The organism is Saccharopolyspora cebuensis (genome assembly GCF_039542665.1).
GTDB lineage: Bacteria > Actinomycetota > Actinomycetes > Mycobacteriales > Pseudonocardiaceae > Saccharopolyspora > Saccharopolyspora cebuensis.
Window position 1 is genome coordinate 205,257 of record NZ_BAABII010000005.1, and the last position, 17,762, is coordinate 223,018.

Sequence of the window (17,762 nt, forward strand, 5' to 3'; positions counted from 1 at the left end):
TGGTGTCGGACGGCGGTTCTCGGGCGAGCCGGTTCAGGGGGCGAAGACCGGCAGGACACCCCAGGCGATCAGGCAGCCGATGAGGGTGATCGGCAGCATGTAGTAGCCGATCAGCGGCGCGAACGTCCGCTCCGGCTGGGCCCCGGTCAGCCCGGACGCCACGAAGATCGACCCGGACGCGGGCGGGGAGGCGCCCTCGGTCGAGGCGAACACGAGGATCGCGGTGACCGCCAGCACCGGGTCGACGCCGACGCCCACCAGCGAGAACAAGGAGACCTGGCCGACCGCGGTCAACGTCGCCGTGGACGACAGCGGGCCCGCGATCACGGCGATCAGGATCCCGACCAGCACCACCACGACGTACTTGTTGACCGCTAGTCCGTTGAGGATCGCGTCGATGTCACCGGCGAGCCCGAGCCCGTCGAGGACCTCGCTCGCCGCGACCGCGAAGAACAGCAGCGCCCCGACGGTGGCGAAGCGCGGCATCGAGTCGGCGAGGAACCCGAACCAGCCCCGCGCGGTCCTGGGCAGCCGGTCGCGGCCGACCAGCAGCGCCAGCGCGGTGATCATGATCGGGATCCAGGTCAGGATGGAGATGTCGTCCACGGACCCGCCGAGGCGCTCCGCCGAACCGAGGAAGGACGCCACCGGCCCGACCGTCACGAGGATGGGCAGCAGGGCGCCGAGCGCGATCGCCGGGGCCCAGCCACCGGCGCGCACGCTGCTGCGCAACGGCACGACGGAATCGGCGGGGATCGGGGCGATCCGGTCCCGCCGGACGAACCAGCCGATCACGAGGAACCGCCACAGCAGCTGGTACGCGCCCGCCGCGAGGAGTGCGAGGTAGATCTGCCCGGTCGTCACCATCGACCCGGCGAACCCGATCATGATCACCATCGAGGCGCTCGGCGGGAGCGCCGCGCCGAGGCCGCCGTTGCCCGCCAGGACGGTGGCGCTGCGCTCGGGCTTCCACCCGTTGCGCACCATCCACGGCCCGGTGAACGAACCGGTGGCCGCGGTGTTGCCCGAGTTCGACCCGGACAGCGCGCCCATCACCGCCGACCCGGCGGTGTCCACCAGCGCCGGGCCGCCGCGCAGGCGGCCGAACAGCGAGTTGAGGATCGCCAGCAGCTTCTGGATCAGGCCGGTGCGGTCGACGACGTAGGCCATGAACACGAACGCCAGCGCCGCGTACAGCACCTCCTCGTCGAGCGCGCCGGTCACGCCGTCGAGCAGCGCGGCCGGGGCCCGCGGGCCGGCGAACGCCGCCGTGGCGAGCAGGCCCAGCAGCATGGCCTCGCCCATGTTCCGCCGGAGCAGCACGTTCCACACGATGATCACGGTGATGAACGCGCCGAGCGCGTACAGAGCAAGAGGCATAGTCATCAATCCCCGGCATCGCCATCGACACAGAGCGACAAGAGGTTCCATACAGCGGTAACTCTCATCATTGTGTGAGCTTTCTACGCGAGGGCTGGACCGCCCGTCAACACCCGGACACCGGAAGGCGCCCCCCAGGAAGCGCCAAGGGTTACCACTGCGTGAGAAGATCGGTGGGCAACCGAGGAGCAGAAGGCGAGGGGCACGACACGATGCCAGCGGAGAAACCGACGTCGACGATGCGCTCGCTCGAACGGGCCATCGACGTCCTGGAGGTCCTCGACCGCACGCACCAGGCCGTGCGCCTCAGCGACATCGCGCGACAAGCGGGACTGCCGGTCGCGACCACCCAGCGCATCCTCAACGTCCTCGAAGCCCGCGGGCGGGTTGAGCGCGACGCCACCGGCTACCGCCCCGGGATCGGGATGATCTTCGGCGCCCACGCCTACCTCACCACGAGCCCGCTGCTGGTGGCGGCCCACCCGGTGCTGGCCGACCTCGCGGCCGAAACCGGGCTCACCGCCTCGCTGTTCCGCCGCCACGACCGGTCGCGCATCGTGCTGGCCCGCTCCCCCGGCAAGCGGCCGCTGCGCTACGAACTGCCCGTCGGCGAACGGCTCCCGCTGCACCTCGGCGCGGGGAAGGTCCTCCTCGCCCACATGGAGGCGCCGGAGGTCGACGCGCTGCTCGACGAGATCGGCGACCACGTGCTCGCCAGCGGGGCCGGCGTCAGCCCGGACCAGCTCCGCGACGAACTGGGGCGCATCCGCGAGCGCGGGTTCTCCGAGGCCCGCAACGAACGCGAACCCGGCATGGCCTCCATCGCCGCCGCGCTGCCCGCGCCGGGCGACGGCCCGCACGTCGCCGTCCAGGTCGCCGGGCTCATCGACGACATCCCGCCGGACCGGGTCGAGGGCCTCGGCGTCGAGGTCCGGCGCGCCGCCTACGCCATCACCCGCCGCCTGGCCTGACAGCGGAGAACGACCGCCGGTGAGCACCGCCGAGCAGGTCGGCCGTGCAGGTCACGGCGCCCGGATCCCGAAGGGTGCCACGGCAACCGGGTCGCCACCGGCGGCCCGTCCGGCGATGCCGCGAGGCCCGCGCCGCTGCTCGGCGTCGGACTAGCGGCCGGGTGCTCGGTCCCGGTTCGCGCTCAGCGTTCGAGGCGCGCGGAGCCGCCAGGACTCCTCGACCAGTTCCCGGAGTTCGTCGGCATCGACGTCGTCCAGGCGGACCAGGACGACGGGGTGGCCGTCGTAGTGGGAGGTGGTGAAGAAGGTGCCGGGGTCGGAGGCGATGAGCTCCTCCTTCTCCTCCACCGAGGCGACCCAGACCACGAGCGCCTCGGGATCGTCCCGAATCCCGCTGAACATCCGGGGTTTCGTCCGCCAGGAAGGGCGGCCACCGTACGACTCGCGCTCGTAGGCGCCGGGCAAGCTCAGCGCGATCCCGCGCACGTCGTCTTCGGTGGCCATCGGCCTGCCCCTCCTGCCGTTGCGGCGATCACGCCCTCCCGGCCGATCTCCGGCCTCGTCATGGTGCCCGACCCCGGGCGCGCGCGCCAGCGTGCCGACCCGGGCATCGGCGAGCCGCACCGCGCCCGGGAGCGGCCCGGGAGGCCTGGTCACCGTCCGGGCCCGCCGAGGGCACCCGCCGTTCAACCGGAGCGCGATTGTCCGTTCACCTCCCGTGCCGCTAGTGTTCCGCTCCGATCGAACCGGTGCGGCTCGGGAGGTTTCGGGGATGGCCGTCAAGCGCAACGCACGTCATCGAGGATCGCCCGCCGTCCGCGCGCGTCGCCGGTTCGGGCGGGGACTGGCCGCTGCCGCGCTCCTGCTGGTGGCGACGCCCGGGCAGGCGCTGGCCGAACCGCCGAGCGCGCTGCCGGGCGACGCCGCCGCGGCGGACGCCAAGTGGCAACCGGCGTTCGACTACGACACCGACGGCTGCTACCCGACGCCCGCGATCGGCCGCGACGGCACGATCGCCGAGGGGCTGAAGAACTCCGGTGCGCTGAACGGCAATTGCCGCGATCAGTCCGATCTGGACAACACGAACTCCTACTCGCGCTCGCGCTGCGACGACAGCGGCTGGTGCGCCTACCTGTACGACCTGTACTTCGAGAAGGACCAAGCCGTCCCGGGGGTCGACGCCTTCGGGCACCGGCACGACATCGAGCACGTCGTAATGTGGGTGCACCACGACGAGGCCCGGTACGTCTCGGTCTCCGCGCACGGCGACTACACCACCTACCCGAGCTCCGAGGTGCGGTGGGCAGGCACCCACCCGAAGGTCGTGTACCACAAGGACGGCGCGGGCACGCACGCCTTCCGCATCGCCACCGGCGGGGACGAGCCGCCGGAGAACCACTACGAGACCTGGCAGTACCCGGACCTGGTGAGCTGGAACCGCTTCCCGGCGGGCATCCGGGACGCGCTCACCGGCGCCGACTTCGGCGCGGCGAGCCTGGCGATCTCCGACGGCGCGTTCGAGGACAACCTCGCCGCGGCCAAGCCCGCCGAGGTCCCGTTCACCGCCGCCGGATGACGACCGGCTGATCCCGCACCTCCCGCCGCGCCGGGCCGCACCACCCGGCGGCGGACCCGAGCGGTGCGACGCCGCCCGCTGACCGCGGGTTCCGGAGCGGCTGGCGGACATCGCCGTGGTCACCGACCCGGGAGCGGCCGGGCCTGCCCACGCCGCCTCGAAGCGCGTGGCGCCGGGATTCACGACCTCGTTGGCGCACGGTCCGCGACGACACCGATACCCGGCGGTGCGGCGGCACCCCGGACGCCGAGCCGCGGTGGCATCGCGGCGTCAGGCCGCGCACCGTCCCGTCGCCGCCCACGGTCCGCGACGAGTGCTCACGTGGCTACCTCGCGCACCGGACGACCGCACCGCACCGCGTCGACGCAGCTCCCAGCGGCCCCGTTCCGGGGCTCCCGCTGACCGGCCTCCGGTGGCCACCCGGTGACGTTCTCTTGACGGGTAGGAGAGCTGTCGCTAGCGTGCTCGCATCGCAAAAGTATACTTTCACATAACGGAATGATGCCGTGTGAATGACCCGTCGCCGCGCCCTCCGGGCGGCCTCGCAGCTCGCTCCGCGTCGTCCGGAGCGCCGCACGCCCCTCCTCCCCGCGCAGAACCGATGCTGCGAACGACCGCTGCCCGGCGGCACCCGCGCGAGACGACGCACCTCCGGCGCGAGCGGCGAAGCCGCGGCCGTCGCGGCAATCGAGCCCGCGGCCGGCTCCCCCACGACGGCCGCCGCTGAGCCGCCGTCCGAACCGGACACCACATCGGGGACCCGGTCCCCTGACGACCGCCGACACTTCCTCCCGAGGACTGGAGACCGCGCGATGCACAGCGAGAACCCGGGCAGCCCGCCCACCGCCGGACACCCCCCACCGGCGGCGGGCGCGGCGACCGCCAGCTCCCGGCTGTATAGCTACGACCTCGCGCCCACCCGGAAGGAGGGGCGCCGCTGGGGCGCCTACAACGTCTTCACGCTCTGGGCCAACGACGCGCACAGCCTCGGCAACTACACCTTCGCGATCGGCCTGTTCGCCCTCGGGCTGAACGTCTGGGGCATCCTGGTCGCCTTCGCGCTCGCCTCGCTGCTGCTGTTCCTGCTGCTGACGCTGTCCGGCTACATGGGGCACAAGGCGGGGGTGCCGTTCCCGGTGATGAGCCGCATCGCGTTCGGCACCCGAGGCGGGCAGATCCCGGCGGCGGTGCGCGGCGTGGTCGCGATCGCCTGGTTCGGCATCCAGACCTACCTGGCGTCCTCGGTGCTCAACACCTTGCTGCTGGCCATGTTCCCGGCGCTGCAGCCGTTGCAGGAGCGATCGGTGCTGGGACTGTCGGCGCTCGGCTGGATCACCTTCCTCGCGCTCTGGGCGGTCCAGGTCCTCATCGTCAGCTACGGCATGCACGTGATCCGCAAGTACATGGCGGTGGCCGCCCCGGTCACCCTCATCACGATGTGCGCGCTGGCGATCTGGCTGTTCGTCCGCGCGGACGGGTCCATCGCGCTGTCCACGGACGATCCGCTCACCGGGGCGGCGATGTGGTCGCAGATCCTGGAGGGCGCCGCGCTCTGGGTGGTCATCTACGGGACGTTCGTGCTGAACTTCTGCGACTTCACCCGCTCGGCCACCAGCCGCGGGGCGATCCTGCGCGGCAACCTCGTCGGAATCCCGGTGAACATGCTGTTCTTCGCCGTGATCGTCGTGGTCCTCAGCGGAGCGCAGTTCGAGCTGGACGGCAGGGTGATCACCAGCCCCACCGACATCGTCCAGACGATCCCGAACATGTTCCTGCTGGCGGCGGCCTCGATCGCCCTGGTGGTCCTCACGATCGCGGTGAACCTGCTCGCCAACTTCGTGGCGCCGATCTACGTGCTCGTGGACCTGTTCCCGCGGCACCTCGACTTCCGCCGGGCCGGTCTGGTGAGCGCCCTCATCGGTCTGGCCATCCTGCCCTGGAACCTCTACGACAACCCGGTGGTGGTGAACTACTTCCTCGGTGGTCTCGGGGCGCTGCTCGGTCCGCTGTTCGGCGTCATCATGGCCGACTACTGGCTGCTGCGCCGGACCCGGGTGAACATCCCCGACCTCTACACCGAGGACGAGCGCGGCGAGTACCACTACCGGGGCGGGTACAACCCCAAGGCCGTGTGGGCGTTCGCCCCCGCCGCCGCGATCGCGGTCGTGCTGGCGCTGGTGCCCGCCTTCAGCGCGGTGGCCGGGTTCTCCTGGTTCATCGGGGCGATCCTCGGCGCCGGCATCTACGCCGTCATCGGCGACCGCAAGCCCGACGCGCGGGACGTGGACGGCGAGTCCATCGCGGTTCCGTCGGAGTGAGGTGTCCCGCGGGAACGGCGGCGGCGCCCGAGTTCCCGCACCACCCCGCCGTCGAACACCCAGGGAGGTCCAGGAGTGCGCATCCTCGTCGTCAACGTCAACACCTCGGCGTCCATCACCGAGTCCATCGCCGCGCAGGCGGCGACCGCGGCCCGGCCGGGCACCGAAATCGTCGCGCTCACACCCGCTTTCGGCGCGGAGTCCGTGGAGGGCAACTACGAGAGCCACCTCGCCGCGATCGCCGTGATGGAGGCCGTCCGGGCCTACCGGGAACCGTTCGACGCCATCATCCAGGCCGGGTACGGCGAACACGGCCGCGAAGGGCTCCAGGAGCTGTTCGACGTCCCGGTCGTCGACATCACCGAAGCCGCCGCGAGCACCGCCCAGTTCCTCGGCCGCACCTACTCGGTCGTGACCAGCCTGGACCGCACGGTCCCGCTGATCGAGGACCGGCTGACCGCCGCCGGCCTCGCGGCCCGGTGCGCCTCCGTGCGCGCCAGCGGCCTCGCCGTGCTCGACATCGAGCGGGACCTCCGCGCCGCCGTCGACGCCATCGCCGAGCAGGCGGTCCGCGCGGTGGACGACGACCGGGCGGAGGTCATCTGCCTGGGCTGCGGCGGCATGTCGGGACTCGGCGAGCGGGTGCGCGAGCGCACCGGTGCTCCCGTGGTCGACGGGGTGACCGCGGCCGTCACGATCGCCGAGTCGCTGGTGCACCTGGGGCTGCGCACGTCGAAGGTCCGCACCTACGCCCCGCCGCGTCCCAAGGCGATCGTCAACTGGGACCCGCCGCGGGCGCGCGGGTGATCGACCGGCCGGGCGAGTGCGGCGCCCGGCCGGGTCAGCACAGGTCGTGGGCGAACACCATCCGCCGGCTGGAGCGCACGTGGCGGCAGGCGAGTGCGGCGGCGCGCTCCGCGTCACCCGCGGCGATGGCCGCGTGGAGCTGCTCGTGCTCGGTGCACACGCGCTCGGGTTCCAGGTTCAGGCGGAAGAGGTAGGCGAGTCGGCCGTGCAGCGGTTCGAGCACGTTGGCCAGCAGTTCGTGGCCGGACAGCGCCACCAGCTCGTCGTGGAACGCCGCGTTCGCCTCCGCCATCGCCGCGAGGTCACCGGCTTCCAGCGAGCGCCGCGCGGACGCGGTCAACGCCGCCGTGCGCGCCACGCCCGCCTCGCTGCCGCGCTCGGCGGCCAGCCGGGCGGCCAGCACCTCCAGGGCCTCGCGGACGTCGAACAGCTCCTCCGCCTGGCGTCGGTCGAGGCCGCGCACGAAGACCCCGCGCCGCCGGTCGCGCACCTCCACGAGCCCGTCGCCCTGCAACCGCCGGATGGCCTCGCGCACCGGCACCCGGGAGATCCCGAACTCCGCGGCGAGGTCCTGCTCGAAGAGCCGGTCACCGGGGTGCAGCCGCCCCTCCGCGATCCGCGCCCGCAGCGCTCGGCGGACCTGCTCGCCCAAGGAGGCGTTCGGCTGCCTGCGGAGTTCTTCGGCGGCGGACACGGCCCCTCCTCACACGGTCGGACCGAGCCTAGTCGACCGGGCCGCGGCTCCGTCCGGAGCGTGGCGAGGGCCCTTACCCGATGGTGTCAACACGATTGCCCGGTTCCGAACGCGGCCACCAACTTCCGGGAGGTGTCCGACCACCGCCCGGCCCGCAACTACGCCGCCGACCACGGCTGACGGGACGGCCGTCAGCGCGGCGCACTAGGGTCCTCCCCCGTGACCGAACAACTCCCGACCGCGGCGGCCTACGACGCCGTGGCCGTCCGCTACGCCGAATTCGCCCGGAACGAGCTCGACGCGCTGGTGCTGGATCGCGCGCTGCTCGCCGCGTTCGCCGAGCTCGTGCGGACCGACGGCGCCGGTCCGGTCGCCGAGCTGGGCTGCGGCCCCGGGCGGGTGACCGCGCACCTGCGCGACCTGGGCCTGGACGTCTTCGGCGTCGACGTGTCGCCGGTGATGATCGACCTCGCCCGCGAGGCGTACCGGGACCTGCGGTTCGAGGTCGGTTCCATGGAGGCCCTGGAGCTGGCCGACGACGCGCTGCACGGCGTCGTGTCCTGGTACTCGGTCATCCACGCCGCACCGCAGGACGTGCCCGCGTACTTCGCCGAGTTCCGCCGGGTGCTCGCCCCGGGCGGCCACCTCCTGCTCGCCTTCTTCGAGTCCGAGGGCGAACCGGTGACGGCGTTCGACCACCAGGTGACGACGGCCTACCGGTGGCCGATCGACGACCTCGCGGACCTCGCGCGCGCGGCGGGATTCGCCGAAGTGGGCCGGATGCTGCGCGAGCCCCGCGAGGGCGAGCGCCACCGCCGGGGCCACCTGCTGCTGCGCGGGGCCACGGAGCAACGGTGACGCGGGAGCCCGAACGCATCGCCGCGATCTCCACGCCCGCCGCACGCCGAGTCGGCGCCCGCCGGACGGGTCCCGGCTAGCGGCCGGACCAGTGGGGGGTGCGCTTCTCGGCGAAGGCGCGCGGGCCTTCCTCGGCGTCGGCGGAGGCCAGCATCTCCTGGTAGCGCGGGAGCCGCCCGCTGCGCAGCAGGCGGTAGCCGTCCTCGACGTCGAGGGCCGCGGTATCCCGGGTGATCTCCTTGACCGCGGCGACGGCCAGCGGCGCCGCCGCCACGATCCGGTGCGCCAGCTCCGCCGCGACGTCGCCGAGCCCGGCCGCCGGGACGACGCGGTTCACCAGGCCCCAGCGGTGCGCCTCGGCGGCGTCCATCCGCCGACCGGTCAGGAGCAGCTCGGTCGCCACCGCTTGCGGGAGGCGTCGCGGCAGCCGCAGCACGCCGCCCGAGTCGGGGACCATGCCGAGGGTGACCTCGGTGAGCGCGAACTCGGCGTGCTCGGCGGCGACGACCAGGTCCGCGGCCAGCGCCAGTTCGAAACCGCCGCCCAGCGCCAGGCCGTTGACGGCGGCGATCACCGGTTTGTCCAGGTCGAAGAACTCGGTGAGCCCGGCGAAGCCGCCCGGGCCGTGATCGGCGTCGATCGCTTCGCCCTCCGCCGCCGCCTTGAGGTCCCAGCCCGCGGAGAAGAACCGGTCGCCCGCACCGGTCAGCACCGCGACGCGCAGCGAATCGTCGGTGCGCAACCGGTCGAACGCCGCGTGCAGGGCGTGGCTGGTCGCCACGTCGATGGCGTTGGCCTTCGGCCGGTCCAGGGTGATCGTGAGCACCCCGCCGTCGACGTCGAGCCGCACCTGGTCGGTCATCGGTCCTCCTCCACTTCCCGCACCAGCACGTCCACGGCCACCGCGCCGTGCGTCCGCGCCAGCAGCGGGTTCACGTCCAGTTCCAGCAGTCCCGCGTGGGCCGCGGCGTACCGGCCGATCGCCGCGATCGCCTCGACCACGGCGTCCACGTCCGCCGCCGGGCCGCGGAACCCCGCCAGCAGCGGCCAGATCCGCAGCCCGCGCAGCGCGTCGAGGACCTCCGCGCGGGTCGCGGGCAGCAGCAGCGTGGCCGAGTCCCGCACGAGCTCGACGAGCACCCCGCCCGCCCCCACGGTGAGCGCCAAGCCGAACCGCGGATCCCGCCGCACGCCCACGATGAGCTCGGCGACGGCGTCGTCGACCATCCGCTCGACGAGGAACCGATCGCCGAGGGCGGCCATGCCCGCCACCGCGTCGGTCACCTGCTGCGCCCCGGTGAGGCCGAGCCGCACCCCGCCCGCGTCGCTCTTGTGCGCCAGTTCGGCCGACACCGCTTTGACCACGACGGGAGGGCCCAGGGCGGCGGCCGCCGCCGCGGCGCCGCCGGCGTCGACCACGCGCCCGTCGGGAACCGCGAGCCCGAACCCGGCGAGGGCGCGCTTGCCCGCCGCTTCGTCGAGCTGCCGGGCCGCGCCGGTCGGCATCGCCGGGACCTCCAGCGGGCGCACCGAGCCGACCTCGCGCTGCGCGGCCCCGATCCGGACCGCGGCGCGGATCGCCGCGAGGCAGTCGGACAAGCCCTGCATGGGTGCGATCCCCTCGGCCAGCAACCGCAGGCGGACCGGTTCCGGGAGCCCTTCCGGCAGCGCGCTCACCGCGCAACCGGCGCCGCCCGCCGAGCGCTGCGCCGCGACGAAGGCGTCCACCGCCGTGGACCACGGCCCGGCGGCGCAGCGGTCGTCGCGGGGGAAGTCGACGAGCAGCAGGTGGCAGTCGAAACCCGCGCCGAACAGGGCGGTGAAGCACGCCGTCTGCGCCGGGAGGTCGCCCCAGATGTAGGTGTGGTAGTCGAGCGGGTTCGCCACCGCGACCCGCTCCCCGAGCAGGTCCCGCAGCTCCGCCGCGGTCCCGGCCGGGAACTCCGGGAGCTCCAGACCGCTGCGCTCGGCCAGGTCGGCGACCAGCGCCGCCTCCCCGCCCGAGCAGCTCGCCGAGGTGATCGCGCCGCCGTCCAGGGCGCCGTGCACGTGCAGGAACTTCAGCGCCTCGACGAACGTCTCGACGCGGTGCACCCGGGCCATGCCCGTCCGCCGGAACAGGGCGTCGCACAGCACGTCCGACCCGGCCAGCGAGCTGGTGTGGCTGAGGTTGGCCTGCGCGCCGAGCTCCGAGGTGCCGGACTTGAGCACCACGACGGGCACTCCCCGGCGCAGCGCCCGCAGCGCCGCCCTCGACAGCGCCGCGACGTCGTCGATGCCCTCCAGGTGCAGGCCGATCGCGGTGATCCGCGGATCGGCGAGCATGGCCTCCACCAGCTCGGCGACACCGGTCAGGGCCGCGTTGCCGAGCGTGATCAGCCGGGCCACCGGCAGCGAACGGCGCTGCATGGTGATGTTCTGGCCGATGTTGCCGCTCTGCGTGATCACCCCGACGCCCCGGTCGACGCGGGTGCCGCCGTGCTGGTCGGGCCACAGCGCCGCGCCGTCGAGGTAGTCCAGGCTGCCGATGCAGTTGGGGCCGATCAGCGCCATGTCCCCGGCGGCGGCCACCAGGCACCGCTGCAGCTCGGCGCCGCCCGGGCCGTGCTCGGCGAAACCGGAGGCGTGGCACACCGCTCCCCCGGCGCCGAGCTCCGCCAACTGCCGCACGACCTCGACGGTGGCCTCGCGGGGCACCGCGACGAAGGCCGCGTCCGGGACCTCGGGCAGCTCGGCGACGCTGCGGTGGCACGGCAGGCCCTCGATCTCGGACCGGCTCGGGTGCACCGGCCGGATCGCTCCGGTGAAGCCGAGCCGGCGGCACTGCCGGACGACCTCGGCCGCGGCGTCGCCGCCGATCACCGCGAGGTGCCGCGGGGACAGCAACCGGCGCAGGTTCCGCGCGCGCGGCGGGGGATCGGGAGCGCCGTCGAGGCCCATCGCACCTCCTCCGGGGGTGTCCACGGCGGTCACGAACCCAGCGGGCGCAGCAGGGACCGGGAGATGATGTGGCGCTGGATCTCGCTGGTGCCGTCCCAGATCCGCTCGACCCGCGCATCGCGCCAGAACCGCTCGACGGGCAGCTCGGCCATCAGGCCCATCCCGCCGAAGACCTGCACCGCCTGGTCGGTGATCCGGCCCAGCGCCTCGGAGGCGTAGAGCTTCGCCATCGCCGCGTCCCGGTCGGTCATGAGCCCGCGGTCGAGCTTGGCCGCGGCGCGCAACGTCAGCAGCTCCGCGGCCTCCAGCTCGGTGGCCATGTCCGCCAGCGGGAAGCTCACGCCCTGGAACCGGCCGATGGTCCGGCCGAACTGCTCGCGCTCGGCGGCCCACTCCGCGGTCATCTCCAGCACCCGCCGCGCGCGGCCGACGCTGGTGGCGGCGACGCTGAGCCGGCTCGCGCCGAGCCATTCGCCCATCAGCTCGAACCCCGCGCCTTCCGCGCCGAGCCGCTGCCCGACCGGGATCCGGCAGTCGGTGAAGACCAGTTCGCACTGGTGGTAGCCGCGGTGCGACACGCAGGGCGAACCGCGGCGGACCTCCAGGCCCGGGGTGTCCAGGTCCACCAGGAACGCCGAGATGAGGTTGCGCGGACCGCGCGGGGTCCGCTCGGTGCCGGTGGCGGCGAACAGGATCACGAAGTCGGCGACGTCGGCGTGGCTGATGAAGTGCTTGGTCCCGCTGATGACGTAGTCGTCGCCGTCGCGGACCGCGCGGGTGGTCATGGAGCGCACGTCGGAACCCGCGCCCGGTTCGGTCATGGCCAGGCAGTCGTGCCGTTCGCCGCGGACGGCGGGCAGCAGGTAGCGTTCGCGCTGCTGTCCTTCGCAGGCCTGCAGGATGTTGCTGGGCCGGGCGACCAGCATCTGCAGCGCGTAGCCCGCCCGCCCCAGTTCGCGTTCGACGAGGGTCATGCTGGTCGCGTCCAGGCCGCCACCACCGAGCTCCTCGGGCATGTTGGCCGCGTAGAGACCGGCGGCGATCGCCTTGCGGCGGATCTCCTCGGCGAGTTCGGGCGGCACCTCGTCGAGGCGTTCCACCTCGTCCTCGTGCGGCGCCAGTTCGGTGGTGACGAACCGGCGCACCGTGTCGACGATCATCCGCTGTTCGTCGGTGAGCTCGAAGTCCACTGCTGCTCCTGGAGGTCGCTCGGGGGTCGTCTTGCGCGCGGCGGCGCGGCCGCTCGCGGATCAGCGCCGGATGCCCAGCGGGCGGCCGACCAGGTCCGGGACCGGCAGGACCGCGTGGGCGCGGTGCAGGGCGTCCAGCCGGTGCTGGAGGTGGGCGGGCAGCTCGCAGGACCGCCCCGCCGAGGTGTCGACGTGCACCAGCAGCTGCTCGGCGGCGGCCAGCAGCACGTCGGTGTCGCCGTGGCGCATCTCGTGGAAGACGTGCACCCGCTTGGCATCGCGGTCGAGCACCCGCAGGCTCAGCGCGAGCGGTTCGCCCTCGGCGGCCTCCCGCCGGTGGTGGAGGCGGGTTTCCACCGTGTACAGGGAGCGCCCGCCCTCCCGGTACTGCTCGTCGATCCCGAGGTAGCGGAAGAAGGCGTCGGAGTTGTCGCCGAACACGAGCAAGTAGCAGGACTCGCTCATGTGCCCGTTGTAGTCGACCCACCGCGGGCTGACCGTCGTGCGGTGCAGCCGCAGCGGCGCCGGGATCTCCGCCGCGTCATCCCACGGGCGGTGCCCGCTGCCTTCGTAGGGCGTGACGACTCGTTCCATGGCATCTCACATTACGCGTTGGCTGTTCGTAATGTGCGACGCTAGAGGAGTGCGGTGCGCACCGTCAAGGCCACCCGGCCGCGCCGCACCGCGGCGGGAGGGCTGGACTAGGGTGGGGCCATGAGCGCCGGAGCAGCAGCGCACGCGGCCGAGGAGCAGGCGCGCGGCGGACGCGTGCAGTCCGTGGATCGCGCCGTCGCCCTGCTCAACGCGGTGTCCGGCAGCGCCCCGGAGGGCCGCTCCGCCGCCGAGCTGGCCGTCGAGTGCGGGATCAACCGCGCGACCGCCTGGCGGTTGCTGGCCACCCTCGAACATCACGCGCTGGTCGAGCGCGACCCGGTCACCAACCGCTACTCCATCGGCTTCGCGGTCAGCCGGATGGCCGCCACCGCCGGGGTGGACGGCCTGGTCCGCCGCGCGCACGACGTCCTGGAGCGGATGAGCCGGGAGTCCGGTGAGACCGCGAACCTCGCGGTGGTGCAGCGGCTCGGTCTGACCTACGTGGACGAAGTGGTGCCGCCGGTGGTGCTCAGCGCGCGGTGGCTCGGGCGGCAGATCCCCATCCACGCCACCTCGGCGGGCAAGGCGTTCCTCGCCTGGCTGCCCGACGACGAGGTCGAGTCGATGCTCGCCTCCCCGCTGGCGGAGTTCACCGAGACGACCCGCACCGACCGCGCCACCCTGCTGGCGGAGCTGGCCGACATCCGGCAGCGGGGCTACAGCGTCAGCATCGGGGAGCTGGAGGACGAGGTCTACGGCATCGCGGCCCCGGTGCTGGACCCCAGGCGACGCCCGTTCGCCATCGTCAGCATCTGGGGCCCGCGCGAGCGGGTGGCGGAGTCCCGGTTCCCGGAACTGGGCGCGCTGGTCCGCCGCGGCGCGGAGGAGATCGCCGCGGCGGCGGGGTGATCCCGGCGCCGGCGGTCAGCCGGCGAGGTGGTCCAGGACGGCACCGACGACGTCGTCGGTGCCCGCGCTGCCGCCGACGTCGGGGGTGAGCACGCCCGCCGCGGTGGTGGCGTCGAGGGCGGCGCGCAGCCGCGCCGCCTCGGCGGGCAGGTCGAAGTGGTCGAGCATCAGGGCGGCGCTGCCCAGCGCACCGATCGGGTTGGCCACGCCCCGTCCCGCGATGTCGGGCGCCGAACCGTGCACCGGCTCGAACATCGAGGGGAAGCGCCGTTCCGGGTTGAGGTTCGCGCTGGCCGCGAGCCCGAGGCTGCCCGCCAGCGCCGAGCCGAGGTCGGACAGGATGTCGGCGTTGAGGTTCGAGGCCACCACCACCGACAGGTCCTCGGGGTGCAGCACGAACTTCGCCGACATCGCGTCGACCAGCACGCTCTCGGTCGCCACGTCCGGGTAGTCCGGCGCGACCCGGGCGAAGAGCTCGTCCCACAGCACCATGCCGTACTGCTGGGCGTTGCTCTTGGTCACCGAGGAGACCTTCTGCTCCGACCGGGTCCGGGCCAGGTCGAAGGCGAAGCGCAGGATCCGTTCGCAGCCCCGCTCGGTGAACAACGCCGTCTGCAACGCCACCTCGTTGCCGGGTCCGCGCCCGGCGAGGTTGCGCCCGCCGAGCCCGGCGTACTCCCCTTCGCTGTTCTCCCGCACCACGACCCAGTCCAGCTCGGTGCTGTCGGCGGCGCGCAGCGGCGAGACGACCCCCGGGTGGAAGCGGACCGGTCGGACGTTGGCCCACTGGTCGAAGTTCTGGCAGATCCGCAGCCGCAACCCCCACAGGCTCACGTGATCCGGCACCGAGGGCCAGCCGACGGCGCCGAAGTACAGGGCGTCGTAGTCGGCCAGCTCGTCCAGGCCGTCCTCGGGCATCATCAGACCGGTCTTCTCGTAGTAGCCGCAGCCCCACGGGAACTCGGTCCAGTCGAAGGCGAAGGCGCCGCCGGACCTCGCGGCCAGCGCGTCCAGCACGGTCCGCCCGGCGGCGACCACCTCGGGACCCACGCCGTCGGCGGGGATGGCGGCGATCCGGAACGTGCGCGGCGCGTGCGGTGCGGACATCGCTGGGCTCCTCGGTGCGGTCGGAACTTCCGTGCTGGTCCGAGTCAATCCCGGCGGATCGCGCCGGTCCAACACGCGTTGCCGATGCCGTTCATAGGGTCCGGCTATCCCCGCTGCCCACGCGGTCACCGCGGGTGCGGGTCAGATCGGCAGGTTCACCGCGGCCATCGGGGCCCGCAGCCACGACAGCATCGCGCCCCACAGGCCGGTGACCAGCAGCACGCCGATGACCAGCAGCAGGACACCGCCGCCGACCTGCACGGCGCGCACGTGCCGCCGCAGCCAGTCGGTCATCGACACCGCCCAACCGAGCCCCGCGGCGAGGCCGAGGAAGGGCAGCCCCAGCCCGGCCGCGTAGGCGATCACGAGCAGCACGCCGCGTCCGGTGGTCTCGGTGCCCGCGGCCAGGGCGATCACCCCGGTCAGCGTGGGCCCGAGGCAGGGCGTCCAGCCGAGGCCGAAGACCGCGCCGAGCGCCGGGGCTCCGAGCAGGCCCGCCCGGGGCAGGGTGTGGATCCGGTACTGGCGCTGCAACGCCGGGAACAGCCCGAGGAAGGCCAGTCCCATGAGGATGGTGACGACACCGCCGATCCGCTGGAGCAGCAGCTCGTTGCGCAGCAGCGCGTCGGAGGCGCCGAGCACGACCACCGCGGCGGCGGTGAACACCGCGGTGAACCCGGCGATGAACAACGCCGTGGCCAGCAGCAGCCGTCCGCGACCGCGGCGGCGCGCGCTCCCGTCGGGCGCCTCGGCACCCGCCAGGCCCGCCAGGTAGGCCAGGTATCCGGGCACCAGGGGCAGCGAGCACGGCGAGGCGAACGAGACCACTCCGGCGGCCAGCGACAGGAGCGCGGCCAGCACCAGCGGACCGGACATGACGAATTCGGTCATCGACTGCCTCCCGTTCGACGGATGCGCGGGCCGCTCCACCGCCGCGGACCGACCCCGCGTCTACTATGCAACTTAGTTGATGGGGCGGTGGCACCGGGTCCACCGCGGGCCCGCACTACCCTCGGGGTGGGAAGGCCGGAGGTGGGCATGCAGGGCTTGGGAGAGCTGGAGAGCGCGGTCATGGACGCGCTCTGGAACTCGGATCGGCCGCGGACCGTGCGCGAGGTGCTCGCCGAGCTGAACCGGACGCGGGCGCTGGCCTACACCACGGTGCAGACGGTGTTCGACAACCTCCACCGCAAGGGCTGGGTCCACCGCGAACTCCAGCGGCGCGCCTACCACTACGTCCCGACCGAGACCCGCGACGCGGCCGCCGCCCGGGCGCTGCGCGCACTGCTCGACTCCAGCGGGGATCCCGAAGGCGTCCTGCTGCACTTCGCCCAGTCCGCCTCCGACGACGAGACCGCGGCGCTGCGTCGCGGTCTGCGGCGGCGCCGGAGCAGGCCGTGATGCTCGCCGGGGCGCTGCTGCTGGGCGTGGCGCTCGTCGCCTGCGGCGCCCCCGCGGTGCTGGCCGGCATGATCCGCCATCGCGTCGAGCCGCAGACCGCGCTGGCCTGCTGGCTGGCCGCGGTGTCCACGACCGCGCTCACCGCGGCGGCGGCGCTCGTGGTGATCGTGCTGCCCGGGCACGGACCGACCCCCCTGCTCGTCGAGGCGCTGCACCACTGCTGGGCCGTGGTCCGCCACGGCGCCACGCCGAAGCTGCACGTGGTGACCACGCTGGTGCTGCTCGCCGGGCTCGCGGTGCCGCTGACCCGGGTGGGGTCGGAACTGCTGCGGTTCTCGCGGCGGCGGGCGCGGACCCACCGCAGGCACCTCGCCCTGCTGCGGATCACCGCTGCGCCCGACGACGCCGGAGTGGCCACCCTCCGGCTCCCCCACGCCGCGCCGATGGCCTACAGCGTCGCGGGCTCCCCCGGCTTCGTCGTGGTCACCGACGGACTGGAGCGCACCTTGCGGCGGAACGAGGTCGCGGCCGTCCTCGAACACGAGCGCGCGCACCTGCGCGGTGCGCACCACGCGCTGATCGGGCTCGCCGACGCGGTGGCGCGGGCCGCGCCCTGGATCCCGCTGCTGCGCCGCTCGCCGGAACTGGTGCGCACCCTGGTCGAACTCGCCGCCGACCGGGTCGCCGCCCGGGCGCACGGCACCGCCGCCGTGCGCGATGCGCTGCTGGCGCTGTCCGGGCACGCCGACCGGCGAGCGCCGCGGCACGCGCTGGCCATGGCCGAGGACGCGGTGGACACCCGGCTGCACCACCTCGACACCGCCCGGTTCCCCGCCGGCCGGGTGCGCCGCGGCCTCACCGCGAGCGCGGCGGGCCTGGTCACCACCGCCCTGCCCGCCGTCGCGGGCACCGGAGCGCTCGCGGGTTTCCTGCTGGCGGTCTGCCCCGCGCTGGTCGGCTGAAGCGGAACGGGAGCACCGCACCGAACGCCTCGCCGGTCTACTAAGCTTTCTAGTA

17 protein-coding genes are annotated in these 17,762 nt (G+C 73.5%); 8 read left to right on the plus strand and 9 right to left on the minus strand.

What is annotated here, in order from left to right:
• Positions 1-33: 33 nt before the first annotated feature.
• Positions 34-1,380, minus strand: coding sequence for a TRAP transporter large permease subunit (locus tag ABD976_RS10695; protein WP_345361171.1), 1,347 nt, complete (start codon positions 1,378-1,380; stop codon positions 34-36).
• A gap of 212 nt (positions 1,381-1,592) precedes the next feature.
• Between ABD976_RS10695 and ABD976_RS10700 the strand changes: the two genes are divergently transcribed.
• Positions 1,593-2,351 (plus strand): IclR family transcriptional regulator, encoded by a 759-nt coding sequence (locus ABD976_RS10700; RefSeq protein WP_345361172.1) that lies wholly within the window; start codon positions 1,593-1,595, stop codon positions 2,349-2,351.
• A 150-nt stretch (positions 2,352-2,501) separates the two neighbouring features.
• Here ABD976_RS10700 and ABD976_RS10705 read toward each other — a convergent pair whose 3' ends face one another.
• A complete protein-coding gene (locus ABD976_RS10705) occupies positions 2,502-2,855 on the minus strand; it encodes an MmcQ/YjbR family DNA-binding protein (protein WP_345361173.1) in 354 nt (117 codons plus the stop codon).
• A gap of 268 nt (positions 2,856-3,123) precedes the next feature.
• Between ABD976_RS10705 and ABD976_RS10710 the strand changes: the two genes are divergently transcribed.
• The 3 genes from ABD976_RS10710 (at position 3,124) to ABD976_RS10720 (ending at position 7,052) form a co-directional block, all read left to right on the plus strand.
• Positions 3,124-3,927, plus strand: a complete 804-nt coding sequence (locus ABD976_RS10710; RefSeq protein WP_345361175.1) for an NPP1 family protein — start codon at positions 3,124-3,126, stop codon at positions 3,925-3,927.
• A gap of 812 nt (positions 3,928-4,739) precedes the next feature.
• Positions 4,740-6,245: an NCS1 family nucleobase:cation symporter-1 gene (locus tag ABD976_RS10715; RefSeq protein WP_345361177.1), complete on the plus strand. Its 1,506-nt coding sequence runs from the start codon at positions 4,740-4,742 to the stop codon at positions 6,243-6,245.
• A gap of 75 nt (positions 6,246-6,320) precedes the next feature.
• Positions 6,321-7,052: an aspartate/glutamate racemase family protein gene (locus ABD976_RS10720; protein ID WP_345361179.1), complete on the plus strand. Its 732-nt coding sequence runs from the start codon at positions 6,321-6,323 to the stop codon at positions 7,050-7,052.
• A gap of 34 nt (positions 7,053-7,086) precedes the next feature.
• Here ABD976_RS10720 and ABD976_RS10725 read toward each other — a convergent pair whose 3' ends face one another.
• Positions 7,087-7,746, minus strand: a complete 660-nt coding sequence (locus ABD976_RS10725) for a GntR family transcriptional regulator (protein ID WP_345361182.1) — start codon at positions 7,744-7,746, stop codon at positions 7,087-7,089.
• A gap of 219 nt (positions 7,747-7,965) precedes the next feature.
• On the opposite strand from ABD976_RS10725, the gene ABD976_RS10730 reads away from it, so the two are divergent.
• Positions 7,966-8,604, plus strand: coding sequence for a class I SAM-dependent DNA methyltransferase (locus ABD976_RS10730; protein WP_345361185.1), 639 nt, complete (start codon positions 7,966-7,968; stop codon positions 8,602-8,604).
• Between the two features lie 76 nt (positions 8,605-8,680).
• Here the strand turns inward: ABD976_RS10730 and ABD976_RS10735 are convergent, their stop codons facing one another.
• From ABD976_RS10735 to ABD976_RS10750, 4 genes are read right to left on the minus strand one after another with little or no spacing between them, the layout of a single operon-like run.
• Entirely contained in the window at positions 8,681-9,466 is a 786-nt protein-coding gene (locus ABD976_RS10735; RefSeq protein WP_345361188.1) for an enoyl-CoA hydratase-related protein, read from the minus strand.
• Positions 9,463-11,577, minus strand: a complete 2,115-nt coding sequence (locus tag ABD976_RS10740; RefSeq protein ID WP_345361191.1) for an acetate--CoA ligase family protein — start codon at positions 11,575-11,577, stop codon at positions 9,463-9,465. The genes ABD976_RS10735 and ABD976_RS10740 overlap by 4 nt, the downstream gene beginning before the upstream one ends.
• On the minus strand, positions 11,574-12,734 hold the full coding sequence (locus ABD976_RS10745) for an acyl-CoA dehydrogenase family protein (RefSeq protein WP_345361193.1): 1,161 nt from the start codon (positions 12,732-12,734) through the stop codon (positions 11,574-11,576). The genes ABD976_RS10740 and ABD976_RS10745 overlap by 4 nt, the downstream gene beginning before the upstream one ends.
• 60 nt (positions 12,735-12,794) lie before the next feature.
• Positions 12,795-13,328 (minus strand): thioesterase family protein, encoded by a 534-nt coding sequence (locus tag ABD976_RS10750; RefSeq protein WP_345361195.1) that lies wholly within the window; start codon positions 13,326-13,328, stop codon positions 12,795-12,797.
• A gap of 120 nt (positions 13,329-13,448) precedes the next feature.
• Here ABD976_RS10750 and ABD976_RS10755 point away from each other — a divergent pair, with 120 nt between their 5' ends.
• Positions 13,449-14,237, plus strand: a complete 789-nt coding sequence (locus ABD976_RS10755; RefSeq protein WP_345361198.1) for an IclR family transcriptional regulator — start codon at positions 13,449-13,451, stop codon at positions 14,235-14,237.
• Positions 14,238-14,252: 15 nt separating this feature from the next.
• Here the strand turns inward: ABD976_RS10755 and ABD976_RS10760 are convergent, their stop codons facing one another.
• Positions 14,253-15,344: a tartrate dehydrogenase gene (locus ABD976_RS10760; protein ID WP_345361204.1), complete on the minus strand. Its 1,092-nt coding sequence runs from the start codon at positions 15,342-15,344 to the stop codon at positions 14,253-14,255.
• Between the two features lie 141 nt (positions 15,345-15,485).
• Positions 15,486-16,235: a cytochrome c biogenesis CcdA family protein gene (locus ABD976_RS10765; RefSeq protein WP_345361207.1), complete on the minus strand. Its 750-nt coding sequence runs from the start codon at positions 16,233-16,235 to the stop codon at positions 15,486-15,488.
• Positions 16,236-16,382: 147 nt separating this feature from the next.
• Between ABD976_RS10765 and ABD976_RS10770 the strand changes: the two genes are divergently transcribed.
• Complete coding sequence (locus ABD976_RS10770) at positions 16,383-16,745, plus strand: BlaI/MecI/CopY family transcriptional regulator (protein ID WP_345361209.1); 363 nt, start codon at positions 16,383-16,385, stop codon at positions 16,743-16,745.
• On the plus strand, positions 16,745-17,707 hold the full coding sequence (locus ABD976_RS10775) for a M56 family metallopeptidase (protein WP_345361718.1): 963 nt from the start codon (positions 16,745-16,747) through the stop codon (positions 17,705-17,707). Before ABD976_RS10770 ends, ABD976_RS10775 begins: the two co-directional genes overlap by 1 nt.
• Positions 17,708-17,762 lie beyond the last annotated feature (55 nt).